Annotated in this window: 24 protein-coding genes; 13 read left to right on the top strand and 11 right to left on the bottom strand. The window is 70.0% G+C overall.

Annotated elements, in window-relative coordinates; all coding sequences use genetic code 11:
- Positions 1 to 211 precede the first annotated feature (211 nt).
- From OG579_RS21275 to OG579_RS21285, 3 genes are read left to right on the top strand one after another with little or no spacing between them, the layout of a single operon-like run.
- Entirely contained in the window at positions 212 to 637 is a 426-nt protein-coding gene (locus OG579_RS21275; protein WP_328857565.1) for a cytidine deaminase, read from the top strand.
- A complete protein-coding gene (locus OG579_RS21280) occupies positions 634 to 1,962 on the top strand; it encodes a thymidine phosphorylase (RefSeq protein WP_328857566.1) in 1,329 nt (442 codons plus the stop codon). Before OG579_RS21275 ends, OG579_RS21280 begins: the two co-directional genes overlap by 4 nt.
- Positions 1,963 to 2,003: 41 nt before the next feature.
- Positions 2,004 to 3,104, top strand: a complete 1,101-nt coding sequence (locus OG579_RS21285; protein WP_328859314.1) for an adenosine deaminase — start codon at positions 2,004 to 2,006, stop codon at positions 3,102 to 3,104.
- A 22-nt stretch (positions 3,105 to 3,126) separates the two neighbouring features.
- Here OG579_RS21285 and OG579_RS21290 read toward each other — a convergent pair whose 3' ends face one another.
- The 3 genes from OG579_RS21290 to OG579_RS21300 form a co-directional block, all read right to left on the bottom strand.
- A complete protein-coding gene (locus OG579_RS21290) occupies positions 3,127 to 4,419 on the bottom strand; it encodes a primosomal protein (RefSeq protein WP_328857567.1) in 1,293 nt (430 codons plus the stop codon).
- An 88-nt stretch (positions 4,420 to 4,507) separates the two neighbouring features.
- On the bottom strand, positions 4,508 to 5,590 hold the full coding sequence (locus tag OG579_RS21295; RefSeq protein WP_328857568.1) for a C40 family peptidase: 1,083 nt from the start codon (positions 5,588 to 5,590) through the stop codon (positions 4,508 to 4,510).
- Entirely contained in the window at positions 5,587 to 5,892 is a 306-nt protein-coding gene (locus OG579_RS21300) for a type VII secretion target (RefSeq protein WP_328857569.1), read from the bottom strand. The genes OG579_RS21295 and OG579_RS21300 overlap by 4 nt, the downstream gene beginning before the upstream one ends.
- Before the next feature lie 78 nt (positions 5,893 to 5,970).
- Here OG579_RS21300 and upp point away from each other — a divergent pair, with 78 nt between their 5' ends.
- Positions 5,971 to 6,594 (top strand): uracil phosphoribosyltransferase, encoded by a 624-nt coding sequence (upp, locus tag OG579_RS21305; RefSeq protein ID WP_328857570.1) that lies wholly within the window; start codon positions 5,971 to 5,973, stop codon positions 6,592 to 6,594.
- On the opposite strand, the gene OG579_RS21310 is transcribed toward upp, so the two are convergent.
- The 3 genes from OG579_RS21310 to OG579_RS21320 are packed head-to-tail and all read right to left on the bottom strand — an operon-like array spanning position 6,576 to position 9,867.
- A complete protein-coding gene (locus tag OG579_RS21310) occupies positions 6,576 to 7,376 on the bottom strand; it encodes an ABC transporter ATP-binding protein (protein ID WP_328857571.1) in 801 nt (266 codons plus the stop codon). The two genes, upp and OG579_RS21310, sit on opposite strands and share 19 nt — an antisense overlap.
- Positions 7,373 to 9,040: a phospho-sugar mutase gene (locus OG579_RS21315; protein WP_328857572.1), complete on the bottom strand. Its 1,668-nt coding sequence runs from the start codon at positions 9,038 to 9,040 to the stop codon at positions 7,373 to 7,375. The genes OG579_RS21310 and OG579_RS21315 overlap by 4 nt, the downstream gene beginning before the upstream one ends.
- A complete protein-coding gene (locus OG579_RS21320; RefSeq protein ID WP_328857573.1) occupies positions 9,037 to 9,867 on the bottom strand; it encodes a purine-nucleoside phosphorylase in 831 nt (276 codons plus the stop codon). The genes OG579_RS21315 and OG579_RS21320 overlap by 4 nt, the downstream gene beginning before the upstream one ends.
- Before the next feature lie 55 nt (positions 9,868 to 9,922).
- Here OG579_RS21320 and OG579_RS21325 point away from each other — a divergent pair, with 55 nt between their 5' ends.
- Together OG579_RS21325 and OG579_RS21330 are read left to right on the top strand one after the other, a co-directional pair.
- A complete protein-coding gene (locus tag OG579_RS21325; RefSeq protein WP_328857574.1) occupies positions 9,923 to 10,606 on the top strand; it encodes an enoyl-CoA hydratase/isomerase family protein in 684 nt (227 codons plus the stop codon).
- A complete protein-coding gene (locus OG579_RS21330; protein WP_328857575.1) occupies positions 10,606 to 11,763 on the top strand; it encodes an amidohydrolase in 1,158 nt (385 codons plus the stop codon). Before OG579_RS21325 ends, OG579_RS21330 begins: the two co-directional genes overlap by 1 nt.
- Before the next feature lie 3 nt (positions 11,764 to 11,766).
- Here OG579_RS21330 and OG579_RS21335 read toward each other — a convergent pair whose 3' ends face one another.
- Positions 11,767 to 12,252, bottom strand: a complete 486-nt coding sequence (locus tag OG579_RS21335; protein ID WP_328857576.1) for a gamma-glutamylcyclotransferase — start codon at positions 12,250 to 12,252, stop codon at positions 11,767 to 11,769.
- A gap of 161 nt (positions 12,253 to 12,413) precedes the next feature.
- Between OG579_RS21335 and OG579_RS21340 the strand changes: the two genes are divergently transcribed.
- The 3 genes from OG579_RS21340 to OG579_RS21350 all read left to right on the top strand — a co-directional run bounded on the left by OG579_RS21340 (position 12,414) and on the right by OG579_RS21350 (position 16,012).
- Positions 12,414 to 13,835, top strand: a complete 1,422-nt coding sequence (locus OG579_RS21340; protein ID WP_328857577.1) for an NAD(P)H-quinone dehydrogenase — start codon at positions 12,414 to 12,416, stop codon at positions 13,833 to 13,835.
- 130 nt (positions 13,836 to 13,965) lie between these two features.
- A complete protein-coding gene (locus OG579_RS21345) occupies positions 13,966 to 15,144 on the top strand; it encodes an aminotransferase-like domain-containing protein (protein ID WP_328857578.1) in 1,179 nt (392 codons plus the stop codon).
- A gap of 43 nt (positions 15,145 to 15,187) precedes the next feature.
- Positions 15,188 to 16,012 carry an SDR family oxidoreductase gene (locus OG579_RS21350; protein ID WP_328857579.1) on the top strand — a complete coding sequence of 275 codons (825 nt, stop codon included), beginning with the start codon at positions 15,188 to 15,190 and terminating at the stop codon, positions 16,010 to 16,012.
- 11 nt (positions 16,013 to 16,023) lie between these two features.
- Here the strand turns inward: OG579_RS21350 and OG579_RS21355 are convergent, their stop codons facing one another.
- The 4 genes from OG579_RS21355 to OG579_RS21370 are packed head-to-tail and all read right to left on the bottom strand — an operon-like array spanning position 16,024 to position 23,078.
- On the bottom strand, positions 16,024 to 16,923 hold the full coding sequence (locus OG579_RS21355; protein WP_328857580.1) for an SDR family NAD(P)-dependent oxidoreductase: 900 nt from the start codon (positions 16,921 to 16,923) through the stop codon (positions 16,024 to 16,026).
- Positions 16,924 to 16,958: 35 nt separating this feature from the next.
- Positions 16,959 to 17,381, bottom strand: a complete 423-nt coding sequence (locus OG579_RS21360) for a PPOX class F420-dependent oxidoreductase (RefSeq protein ID WP_328857581.1) — start codon at positions 17,379 to 17,381, stop codon at positions 16,959 to 16,961.
- Positions 17,382 to 17,434: 53 nt separating this feature from the next.
- Positions 17,435 to 18,217 carry a DNA-formamidopyrimidine glycosylase family protein gene (locus OG579_RS21365; protein ID WP_328857582.1) on the bottom strand — a complete coding sequence of 261 codons (783 nt, stop codon included), beginning with the start codon at positions 18,215 to 18,217 and terminating at the stop codon, positions 17,435 to 17,437.
- A gap of 1 nt (position 18,218) precedes the next feature.
- Positions 18,219 to 23,078 carry an ATP-dependent helicase gene (locus tag OG579_RS21370; RefSeq protein WP_328857583.1) on the bottom strand — a complete coding sequence of 1,620 codons (4,860 nt, stop codon included), beginning with the start codon at positions 23,076 to 23,078 and terminating at the stop codon, positions 18,219 to 18,221.
- 267 nt (positions 23,079 to 23,345) lie between these two features.
- Between OG579_RS21370 and OG579_RS21375 the strand changes: the two genes are divergently transcribed.
- The 4 genes from OG579_RS21375 (at position 23,346) to OG579_RS21390 (ending at position 26,311) form a co-directional block, all read left to right on the top strand.
- Entirely contained in the window at positions 23,346 to 23,579 is a 234-nt protein-coding gene (locus OG579_RS21375) for a CbtB domain-containing protein (protein ID WP_045822276.1), read from the top strand.
- Between the two features lie 38 nt (positions 23,580 to 23,617).
- Positions 23,618 to 24,439 (top strand): CbtA family protein, encoded by an 822-nt coding sequence (locus tag OG579_RS21380; RefSeq protein WP_328857584.1) that lies wholly within the window; start codon positions 23,618 to 23,620, stop codon positions 24,437 to 24,439.
- A gap of 44 nt (positions 24,440 to 24,483) precedes the next feature.
- Positions 24,484 to 24,999 (top strand): histidine phosphatase family protein, encoded by a 516-nt coding sequence (locus OG579_RS21385; RefSeq protein ID WP_328859315.1) that lies wholly within the window; start codon positions 24,484 to 24,486, stop codon positions 24,997 to 24,999.
- Positions 25,000 to 25,087: 88 nt separating this feature from the next.
- Positions 25,088 to 26,311 carry an acyl-CoA dehydrogenase family protein gene (locus OG579_RS21390; RefSeq protein WP_045822136.1) on the top strand — a complete coding sequence of 408 codons (1,224 nt, stop codon included), beginning with the start codon at positions 25,088 to 25,090 and terminating at the stop codon, positions 26,309 to 26,311.
- Position 26,312: the final 1 nt, after the last annotated feature.

The following is a 26,312-nucleotide window of genomic DNA, read 5'->3' on the forward strand; positions in this document are numbered from 1 at the left end:
CCAACATCGGCGGTGGATGCGATGAACCCGGCGTGCTCCGGCTCAATCGTCGACCTACCTCATCGACTTTAAACCTAAGCTGACGGCGGTAAGAATCGGTATGAGTCGAAGCGCGAACAGCGGTGTTTGCGAATAAGGCTTGCCTTACTTGAGTTTCGGCGCCGGGAGTCGCCCCGGACGCCCCGCGAAGGCCGGACGGGGAGGGCCCACGGTGACCGCAGAAATCGACTGGGATCTGTTGCGTGACAAGGCGACAGAGGTGATGCGCACGGCCTATGCACCCTATTCGGACTATCCGGTCGGTGCGGCCGCACTCACCTCCGATGGACGTGTCGTCGTCGGATGCAATGTGGAGAATGTCTCATACGGTCTGGGTATCTGCGCGGAGTGTTCCCTGGCCGCGGACCTGCACCGGACCGGTGGAGGCCGTCTGAGAGCGGTCAGCGTGGCCGACCGACGTGGTCAGATCCTCATGCCCTGCGGTCGCTGCCGACAGATCCTGTTCGAGCACGGCGGAGGCGAGCTCCTCGTCGACCACCGCGCGGGACCGCGCCCGCTCGCGACGCTGCTGCCCGACGCGTTCGGCCCCGACGACCTGTCGGCCGGCCGCACGACCGACCCGGCGGCGGGGTCATGACGGTCCCCGACGCGGTGTCGGTGATCGCGGCCAAACGTGACGGCCACGCACTGACCGACGAGCAGATCGACTGGGTCGTCGACGCCTTCACGACCGGCGGCGTCGCCGACGAGCAGATGTCGGCGCTCGCGATGGCGATCCTGCTCCGCGGGATGGACCGTCGGGAGGTCGCGCGGTGGACCGCGGCGATGATCGCCTCCGGGGAGCGGATGGACTTCACGGGTCTGCGGCGCGGCGACCGCTCGCTGCCGACGGTGGACAAGCACTCGACAGGCGGTGTCGGGGACAAGATCACGCTCCCGCTCGCACCCCTGGTCGCCTCGTACGGGGTGGCGGTCCCGCAGCTGTCGGGCCGGGGCCTGGGCCACACCGGCGGAACCCTCGACAAGCTCGAGTCGATCCCGGGCTGGCGGGCGGACCTCACCACCGACGAGATGATGACGCAGCTCCGCGACGTCGGCGCGGTCGTCTGCGCTGCGGGTGCGGGTCTCGCTCCGGCGGACAAGAAGCTCTACGCCCTGCGAGACGTGACCGGCACCGTCGAGTCCATCCCACTCATCGCCTCGTCGATCATGAGCAAGAAGATCGCCGAGGGCACCGGCGCGCTGGTCCTCGACGTGAAGGTGGGTACCGGCGCGTTCATGAAGACCCTCGACGACGCACGCGAGCTCGCGCAGACCATGGTCGCTCTCGGCGCCGACTCGGGCGTGGCGACGGTGGCGCTGCTGACCGCGATGTCGACACCGCTGGGACGGACCGCCGGCAACGCCCTCGAGGTCGAGGAGTCCCTCGAGGTACTCGCCGGCGGCGGCCCCGCGGACGTGGTGGAGCTGACCGTCACCCTGGCGCGCGAGATGCTCGCGGCGGCCGGCGTCGACGTCGATCCCGCCGAGCACCTGCGCAACGGACGGGCGATGGACAGCTGGCGGTCGATGATCTACGCCCAGGGCGGCGATCCCGACGCCCCGCTTCCGACCGCGCACCACACCGAGGACGTCCTCGCCGCCGACGACGGCGTCGTGACACGGCTCGACGCGATGGCCGTCGGGGTGGCCGCCTGGCGCCTGGGGGCCGGTCGAGCACGCCAGGGGGCACCGGTGCAGGCCGAGGCCGGGGTGCGATGGCATGTGGTGCCTGGTGATCGTGTCCGGCGCGGCCAACCGCTCATGACGCTGGCGACGCAGACCCCCGAGCGATTCGACGCCGCGCGTGCCGCTCTCGCCGACGCCGTCGACATCGGGCCCGTGCCCGCCGGCGACAGCGATGCGATGTCGGCCACGATCGGCGGGCCGTTGATCATCGAGCGCGTTACCGTCGGGTCATGACCGCCGCCGCTGATCCGTCGTTCTCACCCACCCCCGCCGCGATGGATCTGTCGTCGGTGGCGCTGGCCCCGAAAGTGTTGCTCCACGACCACCTCGACGGTGGTCTGCGCCCGGCGACCGTACTCGAGCTCGCGCACGAGGTCGGGTACTCCGAGCTGCCCGCCGACGACGCCGACGGTCTGGCCCGCTGGTTCCGCGAGTCGGCCGACAGCGGGTCGCTGGTGCGGTACCTCGAGACCTTCACCCACACCGTCGCGGTGATGCAGACCGCCCCCGCCCTGGCGCGGGTGGCCCGCGAGTGCGCGCTCGATCTCGCGAACGACGGTGTCGTCTACGCCGAGATCCGCTTCGCCCCCGAGCAACACCTGACGACCGGCCTGAGTCTCGACGAGGTCGTCGAGGCCGTTCTGCGGGGGTTCGACGAGGGCGCCGCCGAGGCCGCCGACGCAGGACGCCGCATCGAGGTCCGCTGCCTCGTCACCGCCATGCGCCACGCCGCACGGTCCCGCGAGATCGCCGAGCTGGCGGTGCGGTTCCGTGACCGGGGGGTCGTCGGCTTCGACATCGCCGGCGCCGAGGCGGGCTACCCGCCGAGCCGACACCTCGACGCCTTCGAGTACATGCGAGCCAACAACGCGCCGTTCACGATCCACGCCGGCGAGGCGTTCGGACTGCCCTCGATCCATGAGGCGATCAGCTTCTGCGGCACCGATCGGCTGGGCCACGGGGTGCGGGTCATCGACGACATCACGCTGCCCGCCGGGACCGATCTCGCCGCCCACCAGTTCGCTGGTGCGGAACTGGGCGTCATCGCGAACTATGTGCGCGACAAGCGCATCCCGCTGGAACTGTGCCCGAGTTCGAACGTGCAGACCGGGGCGGTCTCGAGCATTGCCGAGCACCCCTTCAACGTGCTGGCGCGTCTGCGTTTCCGTGTGACGGTGAACACCGACAACCGACTGATGAGTGACACGTCGATGAGCAAGGAGTTCATCACGCTGCACAACCAGTTCGGTTACGGCTGGGCCGATTTCGAACGTTTCACGGTCAACGCGATGAAGTCCGCATTCGTTCACTTCGACGAGCGCCTCGCGCTCATCGACGACGTGATCAAGCCCGGCTACGCGGTGCTGATCGGCTGACCGGCCCCGTGGCGCCGACCGCTCACTTCACGGTGAGGCGGTCCTCGAGCTCGTGCACCAGCGCGCGCCACGCCTCGGACTCGTTGTCGAAGGGTCCGCTGGGAGCCAGCCGCTTCGGGTCCGGGTTGATCGCGTAGTTGACGAACCACCCGAGTGGGGTGGTCGATCCCAACGCCTCGGACACCGAGTCGTCGTCGGCGAAGTCGGCTGCGTCGTTGAGCAGTTCGACCGCGAGCTCGAGCTGCTTGCGGTCGATGCGACGCGGGCCGTCGGTGATGTCCTCGGCGAGCCCGGGGAGCACGTAGACGTTCTCGTCGAAGACGTCGATCTCGAGGGAGCCGTCGGTGGCGGCCACCTGGATCTCCGGGTAGGTGCTCACCTCCGACAACTCGTGGTCGGTGTTGTCGGCGAGGTACCGGACGAGCGCGCGCTCGGACGTGAAGACGTAGATCGAACCGTCCTTGCCCAGGAAGATCGGGTCGTCACCGAGGTAGCAGCGCAGCGTGAAGTACTCCGAGGCGTCGGTGACGATGCGGATCGGGTCGATGCCGACCCCACCCCAGAAGTCGTCCTCGAGGTCCTGCTCGTCGGCGTCGTCCTCGTCGTCGGCGGCTGCGGCGTGGCGGCCGCGCGACTCCGACGCGTCCGAATCCTCACCGGGCGTGACGATCTCGACGTCGTCGTCCTCGCCGGGCTCGTCCTCGTCCTCGGCGCTCGCCGCGGCCTCGAGCTCGGCTTCGGCCACCGACACCGCCGATGCGTCGACCTCGGGCGTGGAGATCACGTCGTCGATGGCGTCGACCACGTCGTCCCAGTGCTTGTCGATCAGGCCGCCGATGCGTCCCCAGAGCTCCTGGCCCTCTTTGCCGATGAAGTTGCGGGTGCCGGTGGTGACCGCACCCAGGATCGGGTTGCCGTTGAAGAACTTGGTGACGGTGGTGAGTTCGCAGACCTCGCCGATGATCCGCACGATCTCCAGGACGTCCTCGAGCTCGGCGATCACCTCGGGGGAGGGGTCCTCGGAGGCCAGTTCGGGCACACCGATCAGGTCGTACGACTTGTCCTCCGCGGGGACCAGTTCCTCGGCCTGCAACCCCACCACGGTCTCCCAGGCGGGGTGTTCGACGAGATCGTTGTCGTCGTTGGTGCGGATGAACGCCACGAGATGGGCGACATCGCCGAAGCCGTAGAGGTCCTCGTCGAGCCCGAGGAAGGCCTCCCACTCGTCGTCACCCTCACGCCACCGAGGCGCCCACAGGGTGAAGGCGTTCCCGTCGGTCAATCCGAGTTCGATCGGTACGATGTCTCCGGCCATGGGAACGAAGCCTAGCCACCGATTCTGATGAGCGGCCACGTGCCCTGGTGAACATCGTGTGTGCGTCTCGTTCGCACCGTATGCCCGGTCATCGCGGGCGGTAGAAGCCCTCGAAGGTCTGATCGAGATTCGTGGTCCGGATGGGTGACAACCCGACCGGATCGCCCGCCTCGATCATCTGGCCGTTTCCGACGATCATCGCGACATGCCCCGACCAGACGGCCAGGTCTCCCGGTAGCAGTTCCGACCGATCCACACGGAACCCTGCGGTGTCCTGGTCCTGCGCGAGCCGGGGGAGCTCGACCCCGGCCTGGCGATAGGCGTATTGGGTCAGGGCGCTGCAGTCCAGTCCGCGCCCCGGTGTGGTGCCGCCCCAGGCGTATGGGACGCCACGCTGGCTCAACGCGGCACGAACCGCCGTGGCCGCACGCTGGTTCGGCGCCCAGGCGACCGAGCCGTCGGGCAACGTGACCGGTACCGCGCCGGGGGTGGGTGGGCGCCCAGCGGGCGCGGTCGCGTGGGGATCGCCGGCCGACGCCGCGTGGGTGGACGCGCCGGACGAGGTGGCGGGACGGTCGGTCTGTCGACCGGGTCGCGACGACGACGGTCCGGCAGACGTGCCGACCTGTTTCATCAGCGTGGCGAGATCGGGCATCGATGCCGGTGCGGCCTGCCGACCCAGGCGCTGCGCGCGCCGGGCCAGCGCACCGAGGCGATCGTGGGTGCGCCGCACCACCGCGAGGGCGCGTCGGAGGTGTTCGGCGGCGATCGGGATCAGCGCGGCGACACCGTTCGGGGTGTACACCGACGGCCCGAGGGCGTCGGCCGCGGTGACGAACGAGTCGAGAACGGTCCGCAGCTCTCGGGCGGCCGCGGCGACCTCCGCCCGACCCTCGTCGAGGAGGTCGGCGACGTCGGCGCTGTCGTCGGCGAGTTGCCGGCCATGGCGGCGGTGTGCCCCGATGGTCTGCTCGGCGGAGTCGGCCGCCCGTGACCGCCACTGCGACAACGCCTTCTGCGTCGCACCTTCGAGGTCGCGCGACGACCCCTCCAGACGACAGCAGCAGTCGCGCAGTTCCGCCGCGGGATCGGCGCCCGGCATCTCGCCGGTTCCGACCGAGGCCAACAGCGTGCGGATCGGCGTGGCCAGGAGATCGATCGGGCTGCTCATGCGAGCCTCCCGTCGAGGGACCGTGCCGCATCGGTGTCGGAGCGCAGGTACGCCACCCGCGTCGCCTCGACGGCTGCGCCGATCAGGGCGAGCCGACGCCCGTGATCGGCGACCGATGTGGTGTGTCGGGTGGTGGTGTCGAGGATGGCCTCGGCGAACTCGGCCCCGATCGGGCCGATGGTGGCGGCGAACGGCGCCATGGCGGCGACCGCGGCGTGCGGCGCGACGACGGACGCGGCGAGCGCGGTGACGGTGTGATGTAACTGCGACAGTGCATCCGGGGTGACCGATACGGAATCCATGCCCCCTACGACGGGGTGGTGGCCCGCGCGGTTCCCGCGGATCTCCATTCGTCGTCGCGACGGCTCTAGGATCGCCCCATGGACGTGACGGTCGTCGACCACCCACTGGCCCGAGCTCGACTCACCACCCTGCGTGATCGACGCACCGACAACGCGTCGTTCCGCGGGGCGCTCGCCGACCTCACCCAGATGCTGATCTACGAGGCGCTGGCGTCGGCCGAGGTCGCCGACGTCTCGATCACCACCCCGGTCTCCGACACCGTGGGCGCGCGGTTGGCGAACCCGCCGCTGCTGGTGCCGGTGCTCCGTGCCGGACTGGGCATGGTGGAGCAGGCCCACGCAATGGTGCCCGAGTCGAACGTCGGCTTCGTCGGCATCGCCCGCGACGAGGCGACACATCAGCCGGTCCCGTACCTGGAGTCGTTGCCCGCGGACCTCTCGACGACGCCGGTCTTCGTTCTCGACCCCATGTTGGCGACCGGGGGGTCGATGCTGCACACCATCGACCTTCTGCGGCAGCGCGGTGCGGTCGACGTGACCGCGGTGTGTGTCGTCGCCGCTCCCGAGGGTGTTGCCACGCTGGAGGATTCAGGCCATCCGATGCGACTGATCACCGCGGCCGTCGACGACGGCCTCAACGGCGACGCCTACATCGTGCCCGGCCTCGGCGACGCCGGCGACCGTCAGTTCGGCCCGCGCTGACCCGGTGAGGTGGCCGACCACCGTCCGTCGGTGCGGCGCAACTCCACCGGGTGCGCGAAGCACTCGGTGATCGTCGTCGAGGTCAACGAGTCCGCGACCGGACCCTGCACCACGCTGCGACCGTCGCGCAGGAGCAGGGCGTGTGAGGTCGACGTCGGCAGGTCCTCGAGGTGGTGGGTGACCAGGATGCTCGCGAGATCGGCGACCTGAGAACGCAACTGATCGATCCCGGCGAGGAGTTGTTCCCGGGCGGCGAGATCGAGGCCGGTCGCCGGCTCGTCGAGCAGGAGCAGCGACGGTTGCGCCATGAGGGCACGGGCGACGAGGGTGCGTCCCCGCTCGCCCTGGCTCATCGTGGTCCACCGCAGTTCGCGCCGGTCGGCCATGCCCAGGATGGCGAGCAGGTCATCGGCGCGCTCGTGCTCGGCGCGGGTGTAGGTGCGGCGGTGGTCGAGCTCGGGGGTGTTGGTGAGGCCGGTGAGGACGACGTCGTGGACCGGCAGCGGCAGGTCGAGCCGATGCCGTGGGTCGACGTGGCCGATGTGGGTGCGCAGCTCCCGCATGTCGACTCGTCCGAGCCGGGCCCCGAGGACGTCGACCGTGCCGTGGGTGGGATGTCCGAAGGCGCCCAGGATGTGCAGCAGCGTCGACTTCCCCGCGCCGTTCGGACCGAGCAGCGCCCAGTGTTCCCCGGCGGAGACCTCGAGCGAGATGTCCCGCAACAGGAACCGCCCCCCGCGGACCACGTCGACACCCGACACCGCGACGACCGGGCCGATCATCGGAGGTCACCGAGTTCGCGCGCTGCGGCGCGCAGGTCGTCCAGCAGGGTGTCGGCGCGACGCTTGTCCTCGTCGAGACGTTCGGGGCCGCCGGCCGCGACGACGACCTCGAGATAGAACTTGACCTTCGGCTCGGTGCCCGAGGGGCGGACGATCACGCGGACGTCGTGGCCGGGGGAGTGGCCGGTGAACTCGACGGCGTCGGTGCGCAGATGGTCGGTGCGCGTGGCGAAGTCGCAACGGGCGACGGCGACGCCGCAGAGCGTCGCCGGGGGACGGTTGCGCAGGCGGGTCATGATGGCGGTGATGTCGTCGGCGGTGTCGGTGCGGACCGACACCTGCCCGGTGCGGTGGACGCCGTGGCGCGCGAACAGCTCGTCGAGGGCTGCGGCGAGATCCTGTCCGGCAGATCTCTGTTCGTGCGCGAGCGCCGCGAGAGCCACCGCCGCACTGATGCCGTCCTTGTCGCGGACGGCGTCGGGATCGACACAGTGTCCGATGGCCTCCTCGTAGGCGTAGCGCAGGCCCTCACCGGCCCGGACCAGCCATTTGAAGCCGGTGAGCGTGCGGGTGTGCCGCGCTCCGGCGGCCTCGGCGATGCGGCCGAGGAGGCTGCTCGACACGATGGTCGTGGCGACCAACGGCATGCTTGCATCGGTCGACGAATCGTGCTGCGACAGTGCGGTCGTGGAGAGCAGCGCACCCGTCTCGTCGCCGGTCAGCATCCGCCACGCGCCGTCGACGACGGCGCCCACGGCGCACCGATCGGCGTCGGGATCCAATGCGAGCGCGATGTCGGCGTCGGTTCGGGCGGCCAGCTCCAACAGCAGATCCGCCGCTCCCGGCTCCTCGGGGTTCGGGAAGGCGACGGTGGGGAAGTCGGGGTCGGGGGCGAACTGCTCGTCGACCACCACCACATCGGTGACACCCGCGGCGGCCAGCGCGCGGAGAGCGAGATCACCGCCGACACCGTGCATCGGCGTCAACGCCACGCGCAGGGTCGACGAGCGGGAGCCGTGTCGCTCGAGCAGCCGCGACAGGTAGGCCTCGACCGCGTCGACGGCCCGCGGATCGGAGACCGCCGCTCCGGCGGCGGGCACCACGAGCGAGTCGACGGCGATCCGCGCGATACGTTCCTCGATCTCGGCGTCGACGGGCGGGATGATCTGCGCCCCGGCGTCCATCGGCCCACCACCGAGGTAGACCTTGTACCCGTTGTCGGCCGGCGGGTTGTGGGACGCGGTGATCATCACCCCGGCGACCGCGTCCAACCGACGGGTGGTGAACGCGACGACAGGCGTGGGAACCGATGTGGCGAAGGCGATGACGTCGAATCCGCGATCGCGGAGCACGCCGGCGGCGTCGGCGGCGAAGGGGAGCGAACCGTGGCGGGCGTCGTGCCCCACCACGACCGATCCGCCGGCGTGACCGGCGTCGATCAGCCAGTCGGCGAGAGCAGTGGTCGTGTGGATCACCACCAGGCGGTTCATCCCGTCGGGCCCGCCGCGGACCGGCCCGCGCAGTCCCGCGGTCCCGAAATGCAGACGGTCGGCGAAGCGCTGCGCCAGCGCGGTCGGATCGAGTCCGGTGAGCTCGTCGCGCGTCACCGGGTCGGGATCGGCGGCGATCCACGCCTCGACGGCTGTCGTGTGGTTCGAGGTCACAGGCGCTCGATCACCTGCGCCAGCAGGTGACCCATGTCGCCCGCCGACCGACGGCCGACATCGAGGACCTCGGTGTGATCGAGAGGCTCCCCGGTGATCCCGGCGGCGAGGTTGGTCACCAGCGACATGCCCAGGACCTCCATGCCCGCGGCGCGGGCGGCGATGGTCTCGTGCACGGTCGACATGCCCACGAGGTCCGCGCCCATCGTGCGCAGCATCCGGATCTCGGCGGGGGTCTCGTAGTGCGGGCCGGGCAGTCCGGCGTAGACACCGTCGGCGAGGTCGCCGCGCACCTCGCGGGCGATCGCGCGCAGCCGCGGCGAGTAGGCGTCGACGAGGTCGACGAACTGCGCGCCCACGAGCGGTGACCGCGCGGTGAGGTTCAGGTGGTCGCTGATCAACACCGGTTGACCGACCGACATGTCGTCGCGCAGCCCGCCCGCGGCGTTGGTGAGCACGACCGTCGTCGCCCCGGTGGCGGCGGCGGTGCGCACCGCGTGTACGACACGCGCCAGGGGATTGCCCTCGTAGGCGTGGGTGCGTCCGAGCAGGACCAGCACCGATCGGGAACCGATGCGCACCGAGTGGACGAGGCCGGAGTGTCCGGCGGCGCTCGGGGCCGTGAAGCCCGGCAGGTCCGCCATCGCGACTGTCGCGACCGGGGAACCGAGGGCGTCGGCGGCCGGCGCCCACCCCGAGCCCAGCACGACGGCGACGTCGTGTGTCGGCACGCCGGTCGCCTCGCCGATCGAGGCCGCGGCCGCGTCGGCGGCGGCGGTGGGGTCAACGGTCGGGTCGGGATCGCTGGACGCGGGTCCGCTGCTCATGGGTCGAGGGTAGATCGACGCCGACGCCTGCGCCGCGGGAGGATATGGTCGTGCGATGCCGTATCTGACCCGCACCGATGACATCTGGGAGCTCTACCTGGGTGCCGAGGGATCCGAACTCGATCCGGACAACCCGGAGAACCGATTCGCAGGTTCGTGGATCACCGAGGTCCGCGGTCTGCTCGAGACCGTCGCCGACGACGCCACCGGGGCACTGGTGATCACCGCGACCGGGAAGTTCTTCAGCAACGGACTCGAGATCGCCGAGGTCGCCGATCCGACGAAGCTCGAGGGCTACCTCGATTCGGTGCACGACATCTACGCCCGGGTCCTCACGCTCCCGGTGGCCACGGTCTCCGCGGTCAACGGCCATGCCTTCGGTGCCGGAGCCATGCTCGCACTGTGCGCCGACCACCGTGTCATGCGCACCGAGCGCGGCTACTGGTCGCTGCCCGAGGTGGCGCTCGGCATGCCGTTCCCGCTGGGAATGGCGTCACTGCTGCACGAACGGCTGCCCGAGTCGGTCCGCACAGAGGCGATGACGACGGGACGCCGCTACGGCGGCTCCGAGTCGGCGCAGCTCGCGATCGTCGAGGAGGCCGTCGACGTCGACGAGCTGCTCACCCGCGCCCGCGCCGTGGCCGCCGAACGCACCGCATTCGCCGGCGCCAACCTCCACGCCATCAAGAAGGGGATGCGTCGGGCTCTGCTCGCCGACCTCGCGCCGCAGACGTCGTGATGGACCTCGTCGACGCGTGGCTCGCGACGCACGAGACCGAGATGATCGGCTGGCGCCGAGACCTCCACGCCCACCCCGAGCTGTCACGCCAGGAACACCGCACCACCGAGTTCGTGATGGCCGAGCTGACAAGCGTCGGTCTGCACCCCCAACGGCTGCCGCTCGGCACCGGTGTCGTGTGCGACCTCGGTCCGGCGGGCCCGCGTATCGCACTGCGCGCCGACATGGACGCGTTGCCGATCGCCGAGCGCACCGGGTTGCCGTTCACCTCCACCATCGACGGGGTCTCGCACTCCTGCGGCCACGACGCACACACCGCGATCCTGGTCGCCGTCGCGAAGATCCTGGCCGCCGCCGGCGATCTCCCGGTCGGTGTGCGCCTGGTGTTCCAGGCTGCGGAGGAGGTGATGCCCGGAGGCGCTCGTGACGCCGTCGAAGCCGGTGTCACCCAGGGCATCTCACGATTCTTCGCACTGCACTGCGACCCGAAGCTCGAGGTCGGCAAGGTGGGACTGCGGGTCGGCCCCATCACCTCGGCAGCCGACCACATCGATCTGCAGCTGCACTCGCCCGGCGGCCACACCTCGCGACCACACCTCACCGGTGACCTCGTGCACGCCATGGGGACGGTCATCACCGGCCTGCCCGCCGTGCTGTCGCGCCGTATCGACCCGCGCACCGGGACGGTGATGGTCTGGGGGTCGGTCCATGCCGGCAACGCCGCCAACGCCATTCCCCAGGAGGGACGTCTGCGCGGCACGGTTCGTACCGGCGACCACGCGACGTGGGCTCTGCTGGAGCCGCTGGTGACCGAGGTGATCGCCGGTCTGCTCGCCCCGCTCGGTGTGCGTCACCAGTTGAACTACCACCGCGGCGTGCCGCCGGTGGTCAACGATCCCGAGGCCACCGAGATGTTGCGGCGCAGCGCGCAGGCCGTGGGTCCCGACACCGTCGCCGACACCGCGCAGTCCGGTGGTGGCGAGGACTTCTCGTGGTACCTCGAACACGTCCCGGGATCGATGGGCCGTCTCGGCGTGTGGAGCGGCGACGGTGCGCAGGTCGACCTGCACCAGCCGAATTTCGACCTCGACGAACGCGCCATGGCCGTCGGCGTCCGTACCCTCGCGGGACTCGTGCTCGGCGCTCCCGCGGCCTGACGGTCAGGTGTTGAAGCTCTCCCCGGGACCGGGACCGACGTTGCGGGCGTCGCGCACGCGCAGGGCGTGCACGTAGTCGGCCGGTGCGCCGGCGATCTCGGCCGCCTCGGCCATCACGCCGATGTAGCGGGCCGAGGGCAGTCCGCCCTCGAAGGCGTCGAGCACATAGAGCCACGCGAGTACGGCGCCGTCGGCGGTGTCGATGCGTGCGCGGATCTTGCGGTGGATCCCGAGTTCGGATCCCTCCCAGCTGTCCAGCGAGCTCTCGTCCTCGGGTGTCACGTCGTAGAGCACGACGAACACGCGCGCGTCGGGATCGGACTTGTCCTCGGTGACCGTGGCGAGGGCGCCCTCCCAGCCGATGTCACCGCCACCGAAGGTGAGTCGCCACCCGTTGAGCCAGCCGGTGCCGGCCATGGGGGAGTGCGGGGCGCGTTCCATCATCTGGTCCGGATGCATGTTCGATCCGTACGCGGCGTAAATCGGCACGGCGAAAGCCTAGATGGTCCCGTCCGCACGGGACAGGGCGCGGTCGGCGAAGTCGTCACCGATCGAGCTCTCGTGTCGGATCGACTAGGTTTTGGGTCAGGGCGGGCACAACCCGGCGCCGTGGACGACGCCGGATTCGAGGATCCAGGAGTGATGCACACGTGACGACCATCGCGATCATCGGCGGCGGACCGGCCGGTTACGAAGCGGCCCTGGTGGCCGCCGCGTACGGGGCCGAGGTCACGGTGATCGACGCCGACGGCATCGGTGGCGCGTGCGTGCTGTGGGACTGCGTCCCCTCGAAGACGTTCATCGCCTCGACCGGTATCCGCACCGAGGTGCGCCGTGCGGTCGACCTGGGCATCAACCTCCACCACGACGACGCCGTCGTCTCCCTCCCACAGATCCACCAGCGGGTACGCGACCTCGCCTACGCGCAGTCGGCCGACATCCGCTCGCGACTGCTCAGCGAGGGCGTGACGGTGATCGCCGGACGCGGCCGGCTCGGTGACGTCGAGACGGGCATGTCCACCCACACCGTGATCGTCACCCCGATCGGTGACGACGGTGCCGCCGACGGCGAGGAGCAGACGGTCCTGGCCGACGTGGTCCTCATCGCGACCGGGGCGTCGCCGCGCGTGCTGCCCTCGGCCCAGCCCGACGGCGAACGGATCCTCACGTGGCGTCAGCTCTACGACCTGGAGGACTTGCCCGAGCACCTCGTGGTCGTCGGATCCGGTGTCACCGGCGCGGAGTTCGTGCACGCCTACACCGAGCTCGGCGTGCAGGTGACCCTGGTCTCCAGTCGGGATCGCGTGTTGCCCGGTGAGGACGAGGACGCGGCGCTGGTCCTCGAGGACGTCCTGGCCGAACGCGGGGTCACGCTGATCAAGCATGCCCGCGCCGATGCCGTCCGACGCACCGACGACGGTGTCGACGTCCACCTCGCCGACGGCCGGGTCATCACCGGATCGCACGTGCTGATGACGGTCGGGTCGGTGCCCAACACCGAGAACCTGGGGCTCGACAAGGTCGGGGTCGAACTGTCGTCCGGCGGCTACCTGTCGGTCGACCGGGTGTCGCGTACCGGGGCATCGGGGGTCTACGCGGCCGGCGACTGCACGGGACTGCTACCCCTCGCCTCGGTCGCCGCGATGCAGGGCCGTATCGCGATGTACCACGCCCTCGGCGAGGGGGTGGTGCCGATCAAGCTCAAGACCGTCGCCTCGGCGATCTTCACCCGTCCCGAGATCGCGACCGTAGGTGTGAGCCAGCAGGCCATCGACGACGGTGAGTATCCCGCCCGGACGGTGATGTTGCCGCTGGCGACCAACCCCCGCGCGAAGATGAGCGGACTGCGTCGCGGTTTCGTGAAGATCTTCTGCCGACCCGCGACCGGTGTCGTGATCGGTGGTGTCGTGGTGGCGCCCAACGCATCCGAGCTCATCCTGCCCATCGCTCTGGCCGTGCAGAACAAGCTGCCGGTCAACGATCTCGCGCAGACGTTCTCGGTGTACCCGTCGCTCACGGGTTCGGTGACCGAGGCGGCGCGGCAGCTGATCCGCCACGACGACCTCGACTGATCTTTCTCAGATATCGGGAATCGTATTCCATTTCCTGGAGGCGGCGGCGTAGCGTCGTCGACGGGACATCCCCGCCATCTCTGGTGACCACACGCATCACCGACTCTTCTCGCCCCTGTCGGAGTGTGTCGTGCCTTCCTCCTCTTCTCTCGTCTCGCCGCCTGTCCACCCGTCGCGTTCGGCTGCCGCCGTGCCGGGATCGGCCATCCGAGACCTGCTGCGGCTGACCGAAACGCCCGCGGTCCTGAGCATGGCCGGAGGACTGCCCGCGACCGAGCTGATACCGGCACAGCGCATCGCCGACGCCACGGCCGCGGCCGTCGGTGACCGGGATCTGCTGCAGTACACCGCCAGTGCGGGTCTGCGGCGCACGCGCGAGTCGATCGCCCGCCACGAGGCCGTGGCTCCCGAGCAGGTCCTGGTCACCCACGGTTCGCAGCAGGCGCTGTCGCTGCTCGCCGCGGCGCTGGTCGACCCCGGCGACGTCGTCGTGGTCGATGACCCGGTCTACGTGGGCGCGATGCAGGTCTTCGCATCGGTCGGAGCCGACATCCGAGGGCTGCCCCTGACCGAGAAGGGCATCGACGTGTCGCTGCTCGCGCGGTGGTGCGCCGACGGGCTTCGGCCGACGATCGTGCACACGGTCACCGCCTTCCACAATCCCGGGGGCGTGAGCGCCGACGCGGCTCGACGACGTGACCTCGCCGAGCTCGCCGATCGTCACGGCTTCTGGGTCATCGACGACGACCCATACGGCCGCCTGCGATTCCGTGGTGACGTGCCGGCACCGACGCGCAGCTTCGGCGACCGCGTCATCACCCTCGGTTCGGCGTCGAAGATCCTCGCACCCGCCCTCCGCGTCGGATGGCTGATCGCCCCGCCGCAGGTCGTCGCACTCGTCGAGCGGCTGCGCCAGAGCGCGGACCTGTGCGGCTCGGCCTTGTGCCAGGCCGTCGTCGGCGACCTGCTCGACGACACGGACTGGCTCTCCGCGCACATCGCCGCGGTCGCCGGAGCCTACAGCCGGCGTGCCCATGCACTCGTCGCTGCCCTCGACGACGTCTTCGGTGAGGCCATCGAGACGTCGGTCCCCGACGGCGGCATGTTCTGCTGGGCGCGGCTTCCCGGCGTGGACACCACAGCGCTGCTCGACGCGGCGGTCGGTCATGGGGTGGCATACGTTCCGGGACAGGCATTCTCGGTGCGTCGAGATCTGTCCGATCGACTCCGTCTCAGCTTCGCGACGTTGACCGAGGATCAGTTGCGCACGGCAGCGGGCCGGCTACACGCGGCGACGGCCGCTGGTTAGAGTGAGGTGCCCGTTCGTCGTGTCCGGTCGTGAAGGAGCACCCATGCCCACAGTTCTCGTCACCGGAGCCGGCCGCGGAATCGGCCTCGCGACGACCGAGCGGCTCGCCTCCGCAGGCTGGCAGGTCTACGCCGGAGCGCGGTCGGCCGACCATCTCGCGGCCCTGGGTGCGCTCGCCGACGTGCACCCGGTCCGCCTCGATGTCACCGATCCCGATGACGTCGCCGCTCTCGTCGACGTTCTGCCCGACCGTCTCGACGCCGTGGTGAACAATGCGGGGATCGTGGTGCAGGGACCGGTCGAGGGTGTCGCGCCGGCCGACATCTCCCGCCAACTCGACGTGAACGTCACGGGTCAGATCGCGGTGACGCAGGCGGTGCTGCCGTTGCTGCGGGCGAGCGCGGGTCGGATCGTGTTCATCTCCTCGGTGAGTGGGCGTGTCACCACGCCGGGTACCGGCGTGTACAGCGCATCGAAGTACGCGCTGGAATCACTGGCCGACGCCCTGCGGATCGAGTTGCGTCCGTGGAAGATCGGGGTCAGCCTCATCGAGCCGGGCACCACACACACCGACATCTGGACCGGCATGCTCGACGACTTCGATGCCATGGTGTCGGGGCTGAGCGACGAGCACCGCCGCCTCTACGCCTCACAGAACGCAGGGATGCGTCGACTCCTCCCGCGTCTGCAGAAGACCGCCGTGCCGCCGGAGAAGGTCGCCACCGCCGTCGAGAAGGCGCTGACCGATCGGCGGCCGAAGCCGCGTTACCTCTGCGACGCACCGAGTCGTGCCCAGGTCGCGCTCAGCGCCGTGACCCCGACGCGTGTCACCGATCTCGTGTTGTCGGTCGCCACGCGCAAGCGCTGAACCGCGGTAGGTCACATCCGCGGCCAGGAGGTGCCGGTCTCGGTCTCGGCGCGTTGCCAGAGGCGTTGCGCGAGAGCGTAATCACTGGCCTGGGCGGTTCGTCCGGCCAGAGTGGGACCGCCCTTGAGCCCGAGGCGGCTGTCGATGCCGACATAGCTGCCCGGCGGGATCGGTTCGGTCATGCAGTAGAGCGTGGGTGCCGCGCCGGCGTCGGTGTCGTTGGCGAGGGTCTTCGCGATCGTCTGGGTCATGGTGTGGAACACCGACATCAGCGGCGCGTCGGAGACGTTCGACAGATTCGACGCGACCCACCCCGGGTGGGTCAGAGCGGTGGTGACCGTCGAGCCCGACTCGCGGAGGCGTCGGTCGAGTTCGAGACCCCACAGCATGACGGCGAGCTTCGACCGGCCGTAGGCGCCCATCGGGTTCCACCGCGCGCGGGTGAGGTGCAGATCGTCGAGGTCGAGCGTCGCGAACTTGTGGGCGTCGGAGCCGACGTTGACGATCTGCGAACGGACACGCGGTGCCACGAGGTTGGTCAGGGCGAACGGCCCGAGGAAGTTGGTCCCGATCGACATCTCGAAACCGTCGGTGGTCGTCTCGCGCTTCTGCGCGACCAGTCCGGCGTTGTTGACGAGGACGTCGACGTCATCGGTGAGCCGGTCGGCGAACGCGTGCACCGACGCGAGGTCGGACAGGTCCACGTGGGAGACCTCGGTGGACCCACCCATCTCGGCGGCTCGCCGTTCGCCGAGTTCGACGTTGCGCACCGCGAGGATGACGTGCGCACCGGCCCGGGCCAGGGCGTGGGCGGTCGCGAGCCCGATGCCGTTGGTCGCGCCGGTCACGATCACCCGCTGACCGCTCCGGTCGCCGAGTCGTGCGGGTGTCCACTGCTGATCGCCTGCCATGCGATCCACAGTAGAGGCGGACTCACCCTCGCAGGTCAGGCCGCCCAGGGTCCGACCCCACCGACCTTGTCGATGCGGATGCGGGTGATGAAGCCGGGAGGTGCGTCGGGCGGCGGGAACGCGGTGCCGGGTGGGGCGAGGGTCGCGGCGAGTTCGGTGAGGAGTTCCGGCGCACCACCTTCGATGATCTCCGCGGTGCCGCTGATCGACAGATAGGGCGTCATCATCGACCCCGGGTCCGAACCCAGGATGGTCAGCGCGACCCGTCCGTCGCGACGGACGTTGCGCACCTTGCGGTAGACACCCAGGTGGGCGGTGTGCAACTCGTCGCCGTCGGGCGTCCGCCGCAGGGCGACCCACACCACCGACACCTGCGGGCTGCCGTCGGGATCGATCGTCACCAGCGTCGCATCCGCTCCCGCGCCGATCAGGTTCCGTGCCGATTCGTCGAGTTCCATGCCGAGATCAACGCGTGGGTGCCGCGTCCATTCCGGGGTTGTGCCCTCGACGGTCAGGTCTGGCAGGTGGTGCAGTGGTAGAGCACGCGGTCGGTGTCGGAGAAGCCGTCGGGCTCGCCCAGGAAGTTGCGGCTCACCGGCGTCCCGCATCGGAAACACGGCCGACCGCCGCGCCCGTAGACGTGATACCGCCTGCCGCTGACCGTGACCCCGGTGGTCGTACGGACGCGATTGGTGCGGTTGGCCTGGAGGAGCCGATGGCACAGATCGACCATGGCCGGGATGTCGACATCACCGACCGAACGGCGCGGATCGACGCCCCGCAGGAAACAGGCCTCACAGCGGAAGACGTTGCCCACCCCGGCCATCAGGTGCTGGTCGAGCAGGGCCAGCCCGATGGGCCGCGCCGGATCGGCGGAGATCAACGCGACGGCGCGGTCGGCATCCCATCCCGGACCGAGCAGGTCGGGGCCGAGGTAGGCCAACGCCGCGTCGGGTGCGGCCAGCATCTCGGTCGTCCCCAGGTCGAAGCCGACCGCCTCTGCGGCATCGGTGCGCAGCACGATGCGGGCCGTGTACGCCGGCTTGCGCCAGCGGGTCCCGATCCGGTGGACGTGCCAGGCGCCCTCCATCTTGAGATGTGAGTGGATGGCCAGGTCGTCACCGACGTCGATCAGCAGGTGCTTGCCGATCGACCGGACCGATTCGACGGTGCGTCCGGCGAGGTCGGTCGTGGCGTATCGCGGCACACGGAACTGCGTGTACTCCAGCGTCTTCTGCTCGAACGCACGCCGGATACGCGCCGCCGCCTGATACACGGTGTCACCCTCGGGCATCTCAGCGCGCCATGTGCCGCAGTCGTATCCCGCGCGGGGTGGCGGTGAAACCGGATTCGACGAATGCCGCGGCGATCTCGGTGCCGTGGACCGCCTCACCGTCGACGCGTTCGATCTGCAGTTTGCTGACGCGCCCGGACCGCACCACCTCGGCCAGGGCCGCAGCGGCCGGGGCCACGCGGTCGGGGACGTCGCCGAAGGTGAGCACGGTCTTCCCGCCGCGCTCGACGAACAGCGTGAGGTGGCCGTCGACGATCACCACCAGCGCACCGGGTTTGCGGCCCGGACGGTGCCCGCTGCCCTCGGTCTGTGTGGACTCGGGCCACGGCAGCGCGGCACCGAACGGGTTGGCCGGGTCGGTCGAGGCGAGCACGACGGGGACCGGGGGCTCGGAACGGTCGTCGGTGGTGTCGACGGAATGCTCGCGAAGCGCGTCGACGGTGCCGACCGCCGCGAACTGGGCGCCGCCGAGTCCGTCGATGTAGTAGCCGCGACGGACCTTGCCGCTGTCCTCGAAACCGCTGAGCGCCTTGTAGACCCGGGCGAAACCGCCGGGCACCTCCTCGCCGGTGACCGATCCCTTCGTGACCACCCCGTAGCGTTCCAGCAGCTGCTCGCAGATGCCGTGGACCGCCACCGTCGCGTCGTCGATACGCCCGGGCAGCGCGAACCAGCGGCCCGCCACCGTCGGCGGGGTCGTACGGGTGCCGAGCTGGTTCTCAGTGAGATAGCGCGTGGTGAGGCGGTGGGCGCGCAGTCGAGGAGCCCGCCCACGACTGCGGTGTGTCGGGTTGCCGCGGGGTGCGCTGCCCACCCGCCGCGGGCTCAGCAGGGCCCGCACCGCGCCGAACGAATCGGTGCTGACATGCCCGGCCCACACCAGGTCCCACAGCGACCGCTCGATGTCCTCGTCGGTCGGTGCGGCGACCGGCTGTGCTGCATCTTTCTGGGCCGGATCGTTCTGGGCGGGATCGTCCTGGGACGCATCGACCGCCGCCGAGGGCACCGTCGCCAGTTGGCGGAACTGGTAGGCCCCTCCGCGGGCGAGCGTCTCGATGATGGCCTCGTGGGTGGCGGTGGTGTCGATGTCGATCGGCTCGGGCAGGGTGACCGGCGCGAGGTCGGTGGGGTGCAGGCTGATCCACCCGTCGGAGGTGCCGAGCCGGCCGTGGCCGGCCCACGCGATCTCGCCGGAGGCGAACAACTCGTCGAGCATCGCGGGCTGGTAGTCGACGACCCGGCTGGGCAGCACCAGTGATTCCAGAGCCGAGGCCGGGACGGGCAGTCCGGCCAGCTGGTCGATGGCCGTCGCGACACCGTCGATGCCGCGCAGGCGGGACTTCGCGTTCGGGGCGACGTGCTGCCAGTCGAGCAGGAAGCGTGTGAACGCGTCGGTCGTCACCGGGGCGATCTCGGCCCGGCTCGCGGCGAGTGAGCCGCGACGGATCTGCGCGAGCACGTCGGTGTTGCACCATTGCTGCGAGTCGCCGCCGGTACCGGCGGGCTCGGGGCGGAAGTCGCCCTCGATGACGCGTCGCGCCGCAGCGAGGCGGGCCAGGGTGTCGCGGACGACCGCGACGGGCAGACCGGTGGAGGTGCTCGCCTCCGCCACGGTGAACGGCGCGTGGGTACGCGCGTAGCGGGCGACGATGTCGCCGACCGGATCGTCGACGGGCTCGGTGAAGGCGGCCGGGATGCCCAGCGGGGCCGGGATACCCAGTGCGTCACGCAGGCGCGCGGTGTCCTCGACGGCCGCCCACAGCACGCGCCCGCCGTGGTTGACCGAGATGATGCGCCCGGTGGTCTGCAGCGTCGCGAGCAGAGGTGTCGGATCCGGTGGTGTGCGGACACCGTCTGTCGCGGAGTCGTCGGGCTGGGCTTCGGTGGACTGGGCCGTCGGATCGGCGAAGCGATCGGCGATCTCGGCGTCGGTGAGCGGTCCGAGCCACCGCAGCAGATCGGCGATCCCCTCGATGTCGTGCGCACGCCGATCGGGATGCGTCCGTTGCAGTTTCGCCTCGACGTCGGCGATGACGCCGGGATCGAGCAATTCGCGCAGGTCGACCCGTCCGAGGAGCTGCGCGAGCAGCGCGGTGTCGAGTGACAGCGCTGCGGCCCGCCGCTCGGCGAGGGGTGCGTCGTCGGCGTACATGAACGCGCCCACGTAGCCGAACAGCAGCGAGGCCGCCAACGGCGACGGCGTGGTGGTCTCGGTCTCGACGATCCGGATGTTCCGCGACGAGATGCCGGTGAGGAGATCGGTCAGCGCGGGCAGGTCGTAGACGTCCTGCAGGCATTCGCGCAACGTCTCGAGGATGATCGGGAACTGCGGATACCGTGCCGCGACCTGCAGCAGGGCAGCGCTGCGCTGGCGCTGCTGCCACAGCGGTGCCCGGCGGCCGGGGTTGCGGCGGGGCAGCAGCAGTGCCCGCGCCGCGCACTCGCGGAAACGACTGGCGAACAACGACGATCCGCCGAGCTCGTCGGTCACGAGCTGCTCGACCTCGTCGGGGTCGATGGTGAACATCGCGGTGCCCGGCGGTTCGTCGTCGGTGTCGGGGAGACGCACGATGATGCCGTCGTCGGACGCGGTGACCACGCCGTCGAGCCCGAGCCGCTCGCGCAGGCGGGCCCCGATGGCACTCGCCCAGGGCGCGTGCACCCGTAATCCGTAGGGCGAGTGCAGGATCACGCGCCAGTCACCGAGCTCGTCGCGGAACCGTTCGATGACGAGGGTCTTGTCGGTGGGGAGATACCCGGTGGCGTCCTTCTGTTCGGCGATGAGCGTGGCGAGGTTGTCGCGGGCGTAGGTGGTCAGCCCGAGCTCGCGGGCTCGGGTGTCGAGTGCGCTCGACGACGCGGCGGTCAGACCGTCGGAGCCCTCGCCGCGCGCCCCGACACCGCCGAGGCCCTGGCCGATCTCGCCCACGAACTTGCCGATGGCCTCGCCGAGCTCGCTCGGGCGACCGACGGCATCACCGATCCAGAAGGGCAGGCGACCCGGCGAACCGGCGGCGGGGGAGACCAGGACCCGGTCGTGGGTGATGTCCTCGATCCGCCAGCTCGATGCACCGAGCGCGAAGATGTCACCGACGCGGGACTCGTAGACCATCTCCTCGTCGAGTTCGCCGACGCGCGTGCCCTTCTCGCCGACCATGAACACGCCGAACAGGCCTCGGTCGGGGATGGATCCGCCGGAGGTGACGGCGAGACGTTGGGCGCCGGGCCGTCCGGTGATGGTGCCGGCGTCGCGATCCCAGACCACGCGGGGACGCAGCTCGGCGAACTCGTCGGACGGGTAGCGGCCGGCGAGCAGGTCGAGGGTGGCGTCGTAGGCCGAGCGCGGCAGCGTCGCGTACGGCGCGGCACGGCGAACGGTCGAATACCACTGTTCGACGTCGAGGTCGTCGACGGCCGACGCCGCGACCGTCTGCTGGGCGAGGATGTCGAGGGGGTTGGCCGGTACCCGGATCTCCTCGATGAGACCGTCTTTCATCCGCGACACCGCGACGGTCGCGTGGATGAGGTCGGCGCGGTGCTTCGGGAACAGCACGCCGCGGCTGATCTCGCCGACCTGGTGGCCCGCGCGCCCGATTCGCTGCAGACCGCTGGCGACCGAGGGCGGCGTCTCGACCTGGATCACGAGATCGACCGCGCCCATGTCGATGCCCAGTTCCAGCGAGCTGGTGGCGACGACGCACCGCAGACGGCCGGCCTTGAGATCATCCTCGATGAGCGCGCGCTGCTCCTTGCTCACCGACCCGTGGTGGGCGCGGGCCAGCACCGGGTCGGCGCCCTGGCTGGTGCCGCTGGCCATCACGAGTGCCGGCGCGCCGCCCGGGACGGCGTCGTTCGATTCCTCGTCGCCGCCCGCGCCGGTCCGCTCGGCGTGGATCTCGTTGAGGCGGGCGGTCAACCGCTCCGAGAGACGACGCGAGTTGGCGAACACGATCGTCGACCGGTTCTTCTCGACGAGGTCAACGATGCTCGATTCGACGAACGGCCACAACGATCCCGCCGTGGGGGCCGCCTCGTCGTCGAACTCGTCGGGTCCCGGCGGCGCCGGGATGTTGGCCATGTCGGGGACCGGCACGTCGACGGTGAGGTCGAAGGTCTTGGCCGCGGGCGGCGAGACGATGGTGCACGGCGCCGAACCGGCCAGGAACCCGGCCACACGTTCGGCGGGCCGCACCGTGGCCGACAGACCGATGCGTTGCGCGGGTGTCGTGAGCAGGTCGTCGAGACGTTCCAACGACAGCGCGAGGTGGGTGCCGCGCTTGGTGCTCGCCACGGCGTGCACCTCGTCGATGATCACCGTGTGCACCGACGTCAGCGTCTCGCGGGCCGACGAGGTGAGCATCAGGAACAGCGACTCGGGCGTGGTGATGAGGATGTCGGGCGGGGTCTTGAGGAGGAGCCGACGCTGCGCGGTGGGGGTGTCGCCGGAGCGCACCCCGACGGTGATCTCGGGTACCGGCAGACCGAGGGCCGCCGCCGACCGCGTGATACCCGCCAACGGTGCACGCAGGTTGCGTTCGACATCGACCGCGAGTGCCTTGAGCGGGGAGATGTAGAGAACGCTGGTCTGCCGCTTGGCCGCCCCGTCCTTCGTCGACGTCGTGGATCCGGCGGGTGTCGCCGGTGCGGCGGGCTCGCGGGCGAGCCGGTCGAGCGCCCACAGGAACGCCGAGAGCGTCTTGCCGGACCCCGTGGGGGCGACGACGAGGGTGTGTGACCCGTCGGCGATCGCGCTCCACGCCCCCGACTGGGCGGGCGTGGGTTCGCGGAAGGCTCCGGTGAACCAGTCACGGGTCGGCGCGCTGAAGCGTTCCAGCACCTCGACGTCCGTGGATGTGGTCATCGGTCCATGATCCACCACCGGTCCGACAGCCCGCGTCTGCCGTCTGATGAGGTCGACCGGCGCCACACCGGAGCGCACTGGTGTTGACCAGCGGCGATCGCCACCCATACAGTTCACCCAGCCGAGCACACGGAGAATCCGGTGACATTCCGGAACGGTCGCGCCACTGTGTGGTCCCCTGCAGGTCAGGGGACTCGAGTCAGATATCCGATGCACGGTCATCCCATCCACACCACGCGGGACGCGTCATCCCGCGAGAGGAGATCCATGTCCACCACATCCGTCGCCACCCGCAGGGCCTCGGGCCCGCTGGTCCTCGACACCCCCGACGTCTCGGTGATCAACACCGCGCTGTGGCTCACCGCCACCACCGCGGTCGCCGCGCTCGCCTACTACTTCCTCGGCTACGACCAGGGAGCGGTCTCGGTCTTCGGCGCCGACACCCACGTCCACGAGTTCGTCCACGACGCTCGTCACTTCCTCGGCTTCCCCTGCCACTGATCCCCCTCCCGGTCGCAGAGAAGGAAACCGACAACTCCATGGAGAAGAAGTTCATCGGCGCAGGCCTGGTCTCGGGTCTGGTCGCCGGATTGTTCGCGTTCGTGTTCGCCCGCATCTTCATCGAACCGCAGGTCGCGAAGGCCATCGACTACGAGTCGGGTCGCAGCCACGCCGAGGAGATCCTCGCCGGGGAGCACGGGGCCCATGAGCACGGTGAGGTGTTCACCCGGTCGGTGCAGGAGAACATCGGAGCCGGCGTCGGCTCGATCGTCTTCGGCCTGGCGATGGGTGCGATCTTCGCGGTCGTGTTCACCGTGCTGTGGGCCTACGTCGGTCGGCGGTACCCGCTGGTGGACCCGCGCCTCGTGGCCGGCCTGCTGGCGTTCGGCGGTTTCGTCGCGGTGTACCTGGTGCCGTTCGGCAAGTACCCGGCGAACCCGCCCGCCGTCGGCAACGACGACACCATCGGCTCGCGCAGCGGGTCCTACCTGACGATGACGCTCGTGTCGCTGGTCGTCGCGATCGCCGCCGTGGTGCTGGCGTTCTGGTTGCTGCCGCGTATCGGCGGTCTCTACGCGCTGATCGTGTCGACGGTCGGCTACCTGGCGGTGGTCGGTGTCGCGATGGCGGTGTTGCCGAGTTTCGACGAGGTCCCCACCGCCCTGAGGTCGCCGGACGGCACGATCGTGTTCCCGGGCTTCCCCGGGGACGTGGTCGGGACATTCCGGTTCTACTCGATCGCGAATCAGATGATCCTCTGGGCGGTGCTGGGGCTCGTGTTCGCGGTGGTCCTCACCCGCCTGTCCCGCCGGTCGACGGGTGCGCAGGGCACCCGGCCGGACGCCGCGCAGGTCCGCTGACCATCCGGCTCGTCGCAGCCGCTCGCTCCGCACCGAACCGCGCCCTGCGGTTCGGTGCGGAGTCGTCTGATCTCGACGACCGGGGTCGGCGCGACGCGCGCACACTCGGCGAGTCCCTCGGCGCCGTTCCCGACGTGGTCCTCAGCGGACCGGAGGCGTCGGTTCGCCAGACCGCTCGGGCCCTGGGCGAGCGCGTGCACGTTGTCCCGGAGCTGCGTTCGGTCGACCTGGGGTCGTGGACGGGCCGCCTTCCCGAGGACATACCGGTCGAGGCGCTCGCACTCTGGTTCTCCGACGTGACGAGTACCCCCCACGGGGGCGAGAGTGTCGCCGCGTTCGTCGCGCGGGTCGCCGCGTGGTTCGCACACCACATCGGATCGCCGGCCGAGGCGCCGTCGACTCCGCCTCCACCCTCGACGGTCGTCGTCGTGGCCAAGCCCGTCGTGCAGGCCGTCGTCGCCCATCTGGGGACGGCCGGGGTGGCCGGGTACTTCGCGGTCGACGTCCGTCCCGCCTCGCTGCACACGGTCTCGGGCGGAATCGTGCGCGCCGGGTTGTAGACATCCGCGGATGTAACTGTCACCCTGGTGAGCGGAACTGAAACAGAATTCATTTTTTGTGTCGTGGACGGCACGAGGAGGAGTGGGCATGTACGAGTGGTCCGACGAGGATCTGATGATCCGCGACGCTCTGCGGGGCTTCATCGACAAGGAGGTGCGCCCGCACCTCGACGAGCTCGAGACCGGCGTGCTCCCGCCGTACGACATCGCGCGGAAGCTGTACACCACCTTCGGCGTCGATCAGATGGCCCGCGAGGGCCTGGAGAAGGAACTCGAGTCCGAGGCGACCGGCGAGGCCAAGCCCGGTGCGGTCAGCGGCGGGATGGGTGACAGCACCTTCATGCTGCTCAACACCGAGCTCGCCGGCGTCAGCCTGGGCATCATCGCGTCGCTGGGTGTCTGTCAGCTGACCGTCGGCACCATCCGGTCCAAGGGCACGTTGGCGCAGAAGAAGCGCTGGCTGCCCGAGCTGGTGACCCTCGAGAAGATCGGTGCCTGGGCCATCACCGAACCCGACTCCGGCTCCGATGCTCTCGGCGGCATGAAGACCACCGTCAAGCGCGACGGCGACGACTACATCCTCAAGGGCCAGAAGACGTTCATCACCAACGGTCCCTACGCCGACACCATCGTCGTGTTCGCCAAGCTCGACGAGGGCGACGGTACCCCGATCCGCGACCGCAAGGTCCTGTCCTTCGTGCTCGACAAGGGCATGGAGGGTCTCACCCAGGGCAAGCCGTTCAAGAAGATGGGCATGATGAGCTCACCCACCGGTGAGTTGTTCTTCGACAACGTGCGCGTGTCGCCGGACCGTCTGCTCGGCGAGACCGAGGACACCGGCGCCGACACCCGCGGCGGCGAGGGCGCGAAGGCCGGCTTCACCATGGAGCGTGTCGGCATCGCCGCACTGTCGCTCGGCATCATCAACGAATGCCTGCGCCTGTCGGTCGACTACGCCCGCAACCGCACCCTGTGGGGCAAGAACATCGGGCAGTTCCAGCTCATCCAGCTCAAGCTCGCCGAGATGGAGATCGCGCGGATCAACGTGCAGAACATGATCTTCAGCGCCCTCGAGCGCGGCAAGGACCGGAAATCGATCAGCCTCGCCGAGGCGTCGGCGATGAAGCTGTACTCGTCGCGGGCGGCCACCGACGTCGCCATGGAGGCCGTGCAGCTCTTCGGCGGCAACGGCTACATGGCCGAGTACCGCGTCGAGCAACTCGCCCGCGACGCGAAGTCGCTCATGATCTACGCGGGCAGCAACGAGATCCAGGTGACCCACGTGGCCAAGGGACTCCTCGCGCCGAAGTAGG

It is taken from the genome of Williamsia herbipolensis (genome assembly GCF_036153515.1).
Taxonomy (GTDB): Bacteria; Actinomycetota; Actinomycetes; order Mycobacteriales; family Mycobacteriaceae; genus Williamsia_A; species Williamsia_A herbipolensis.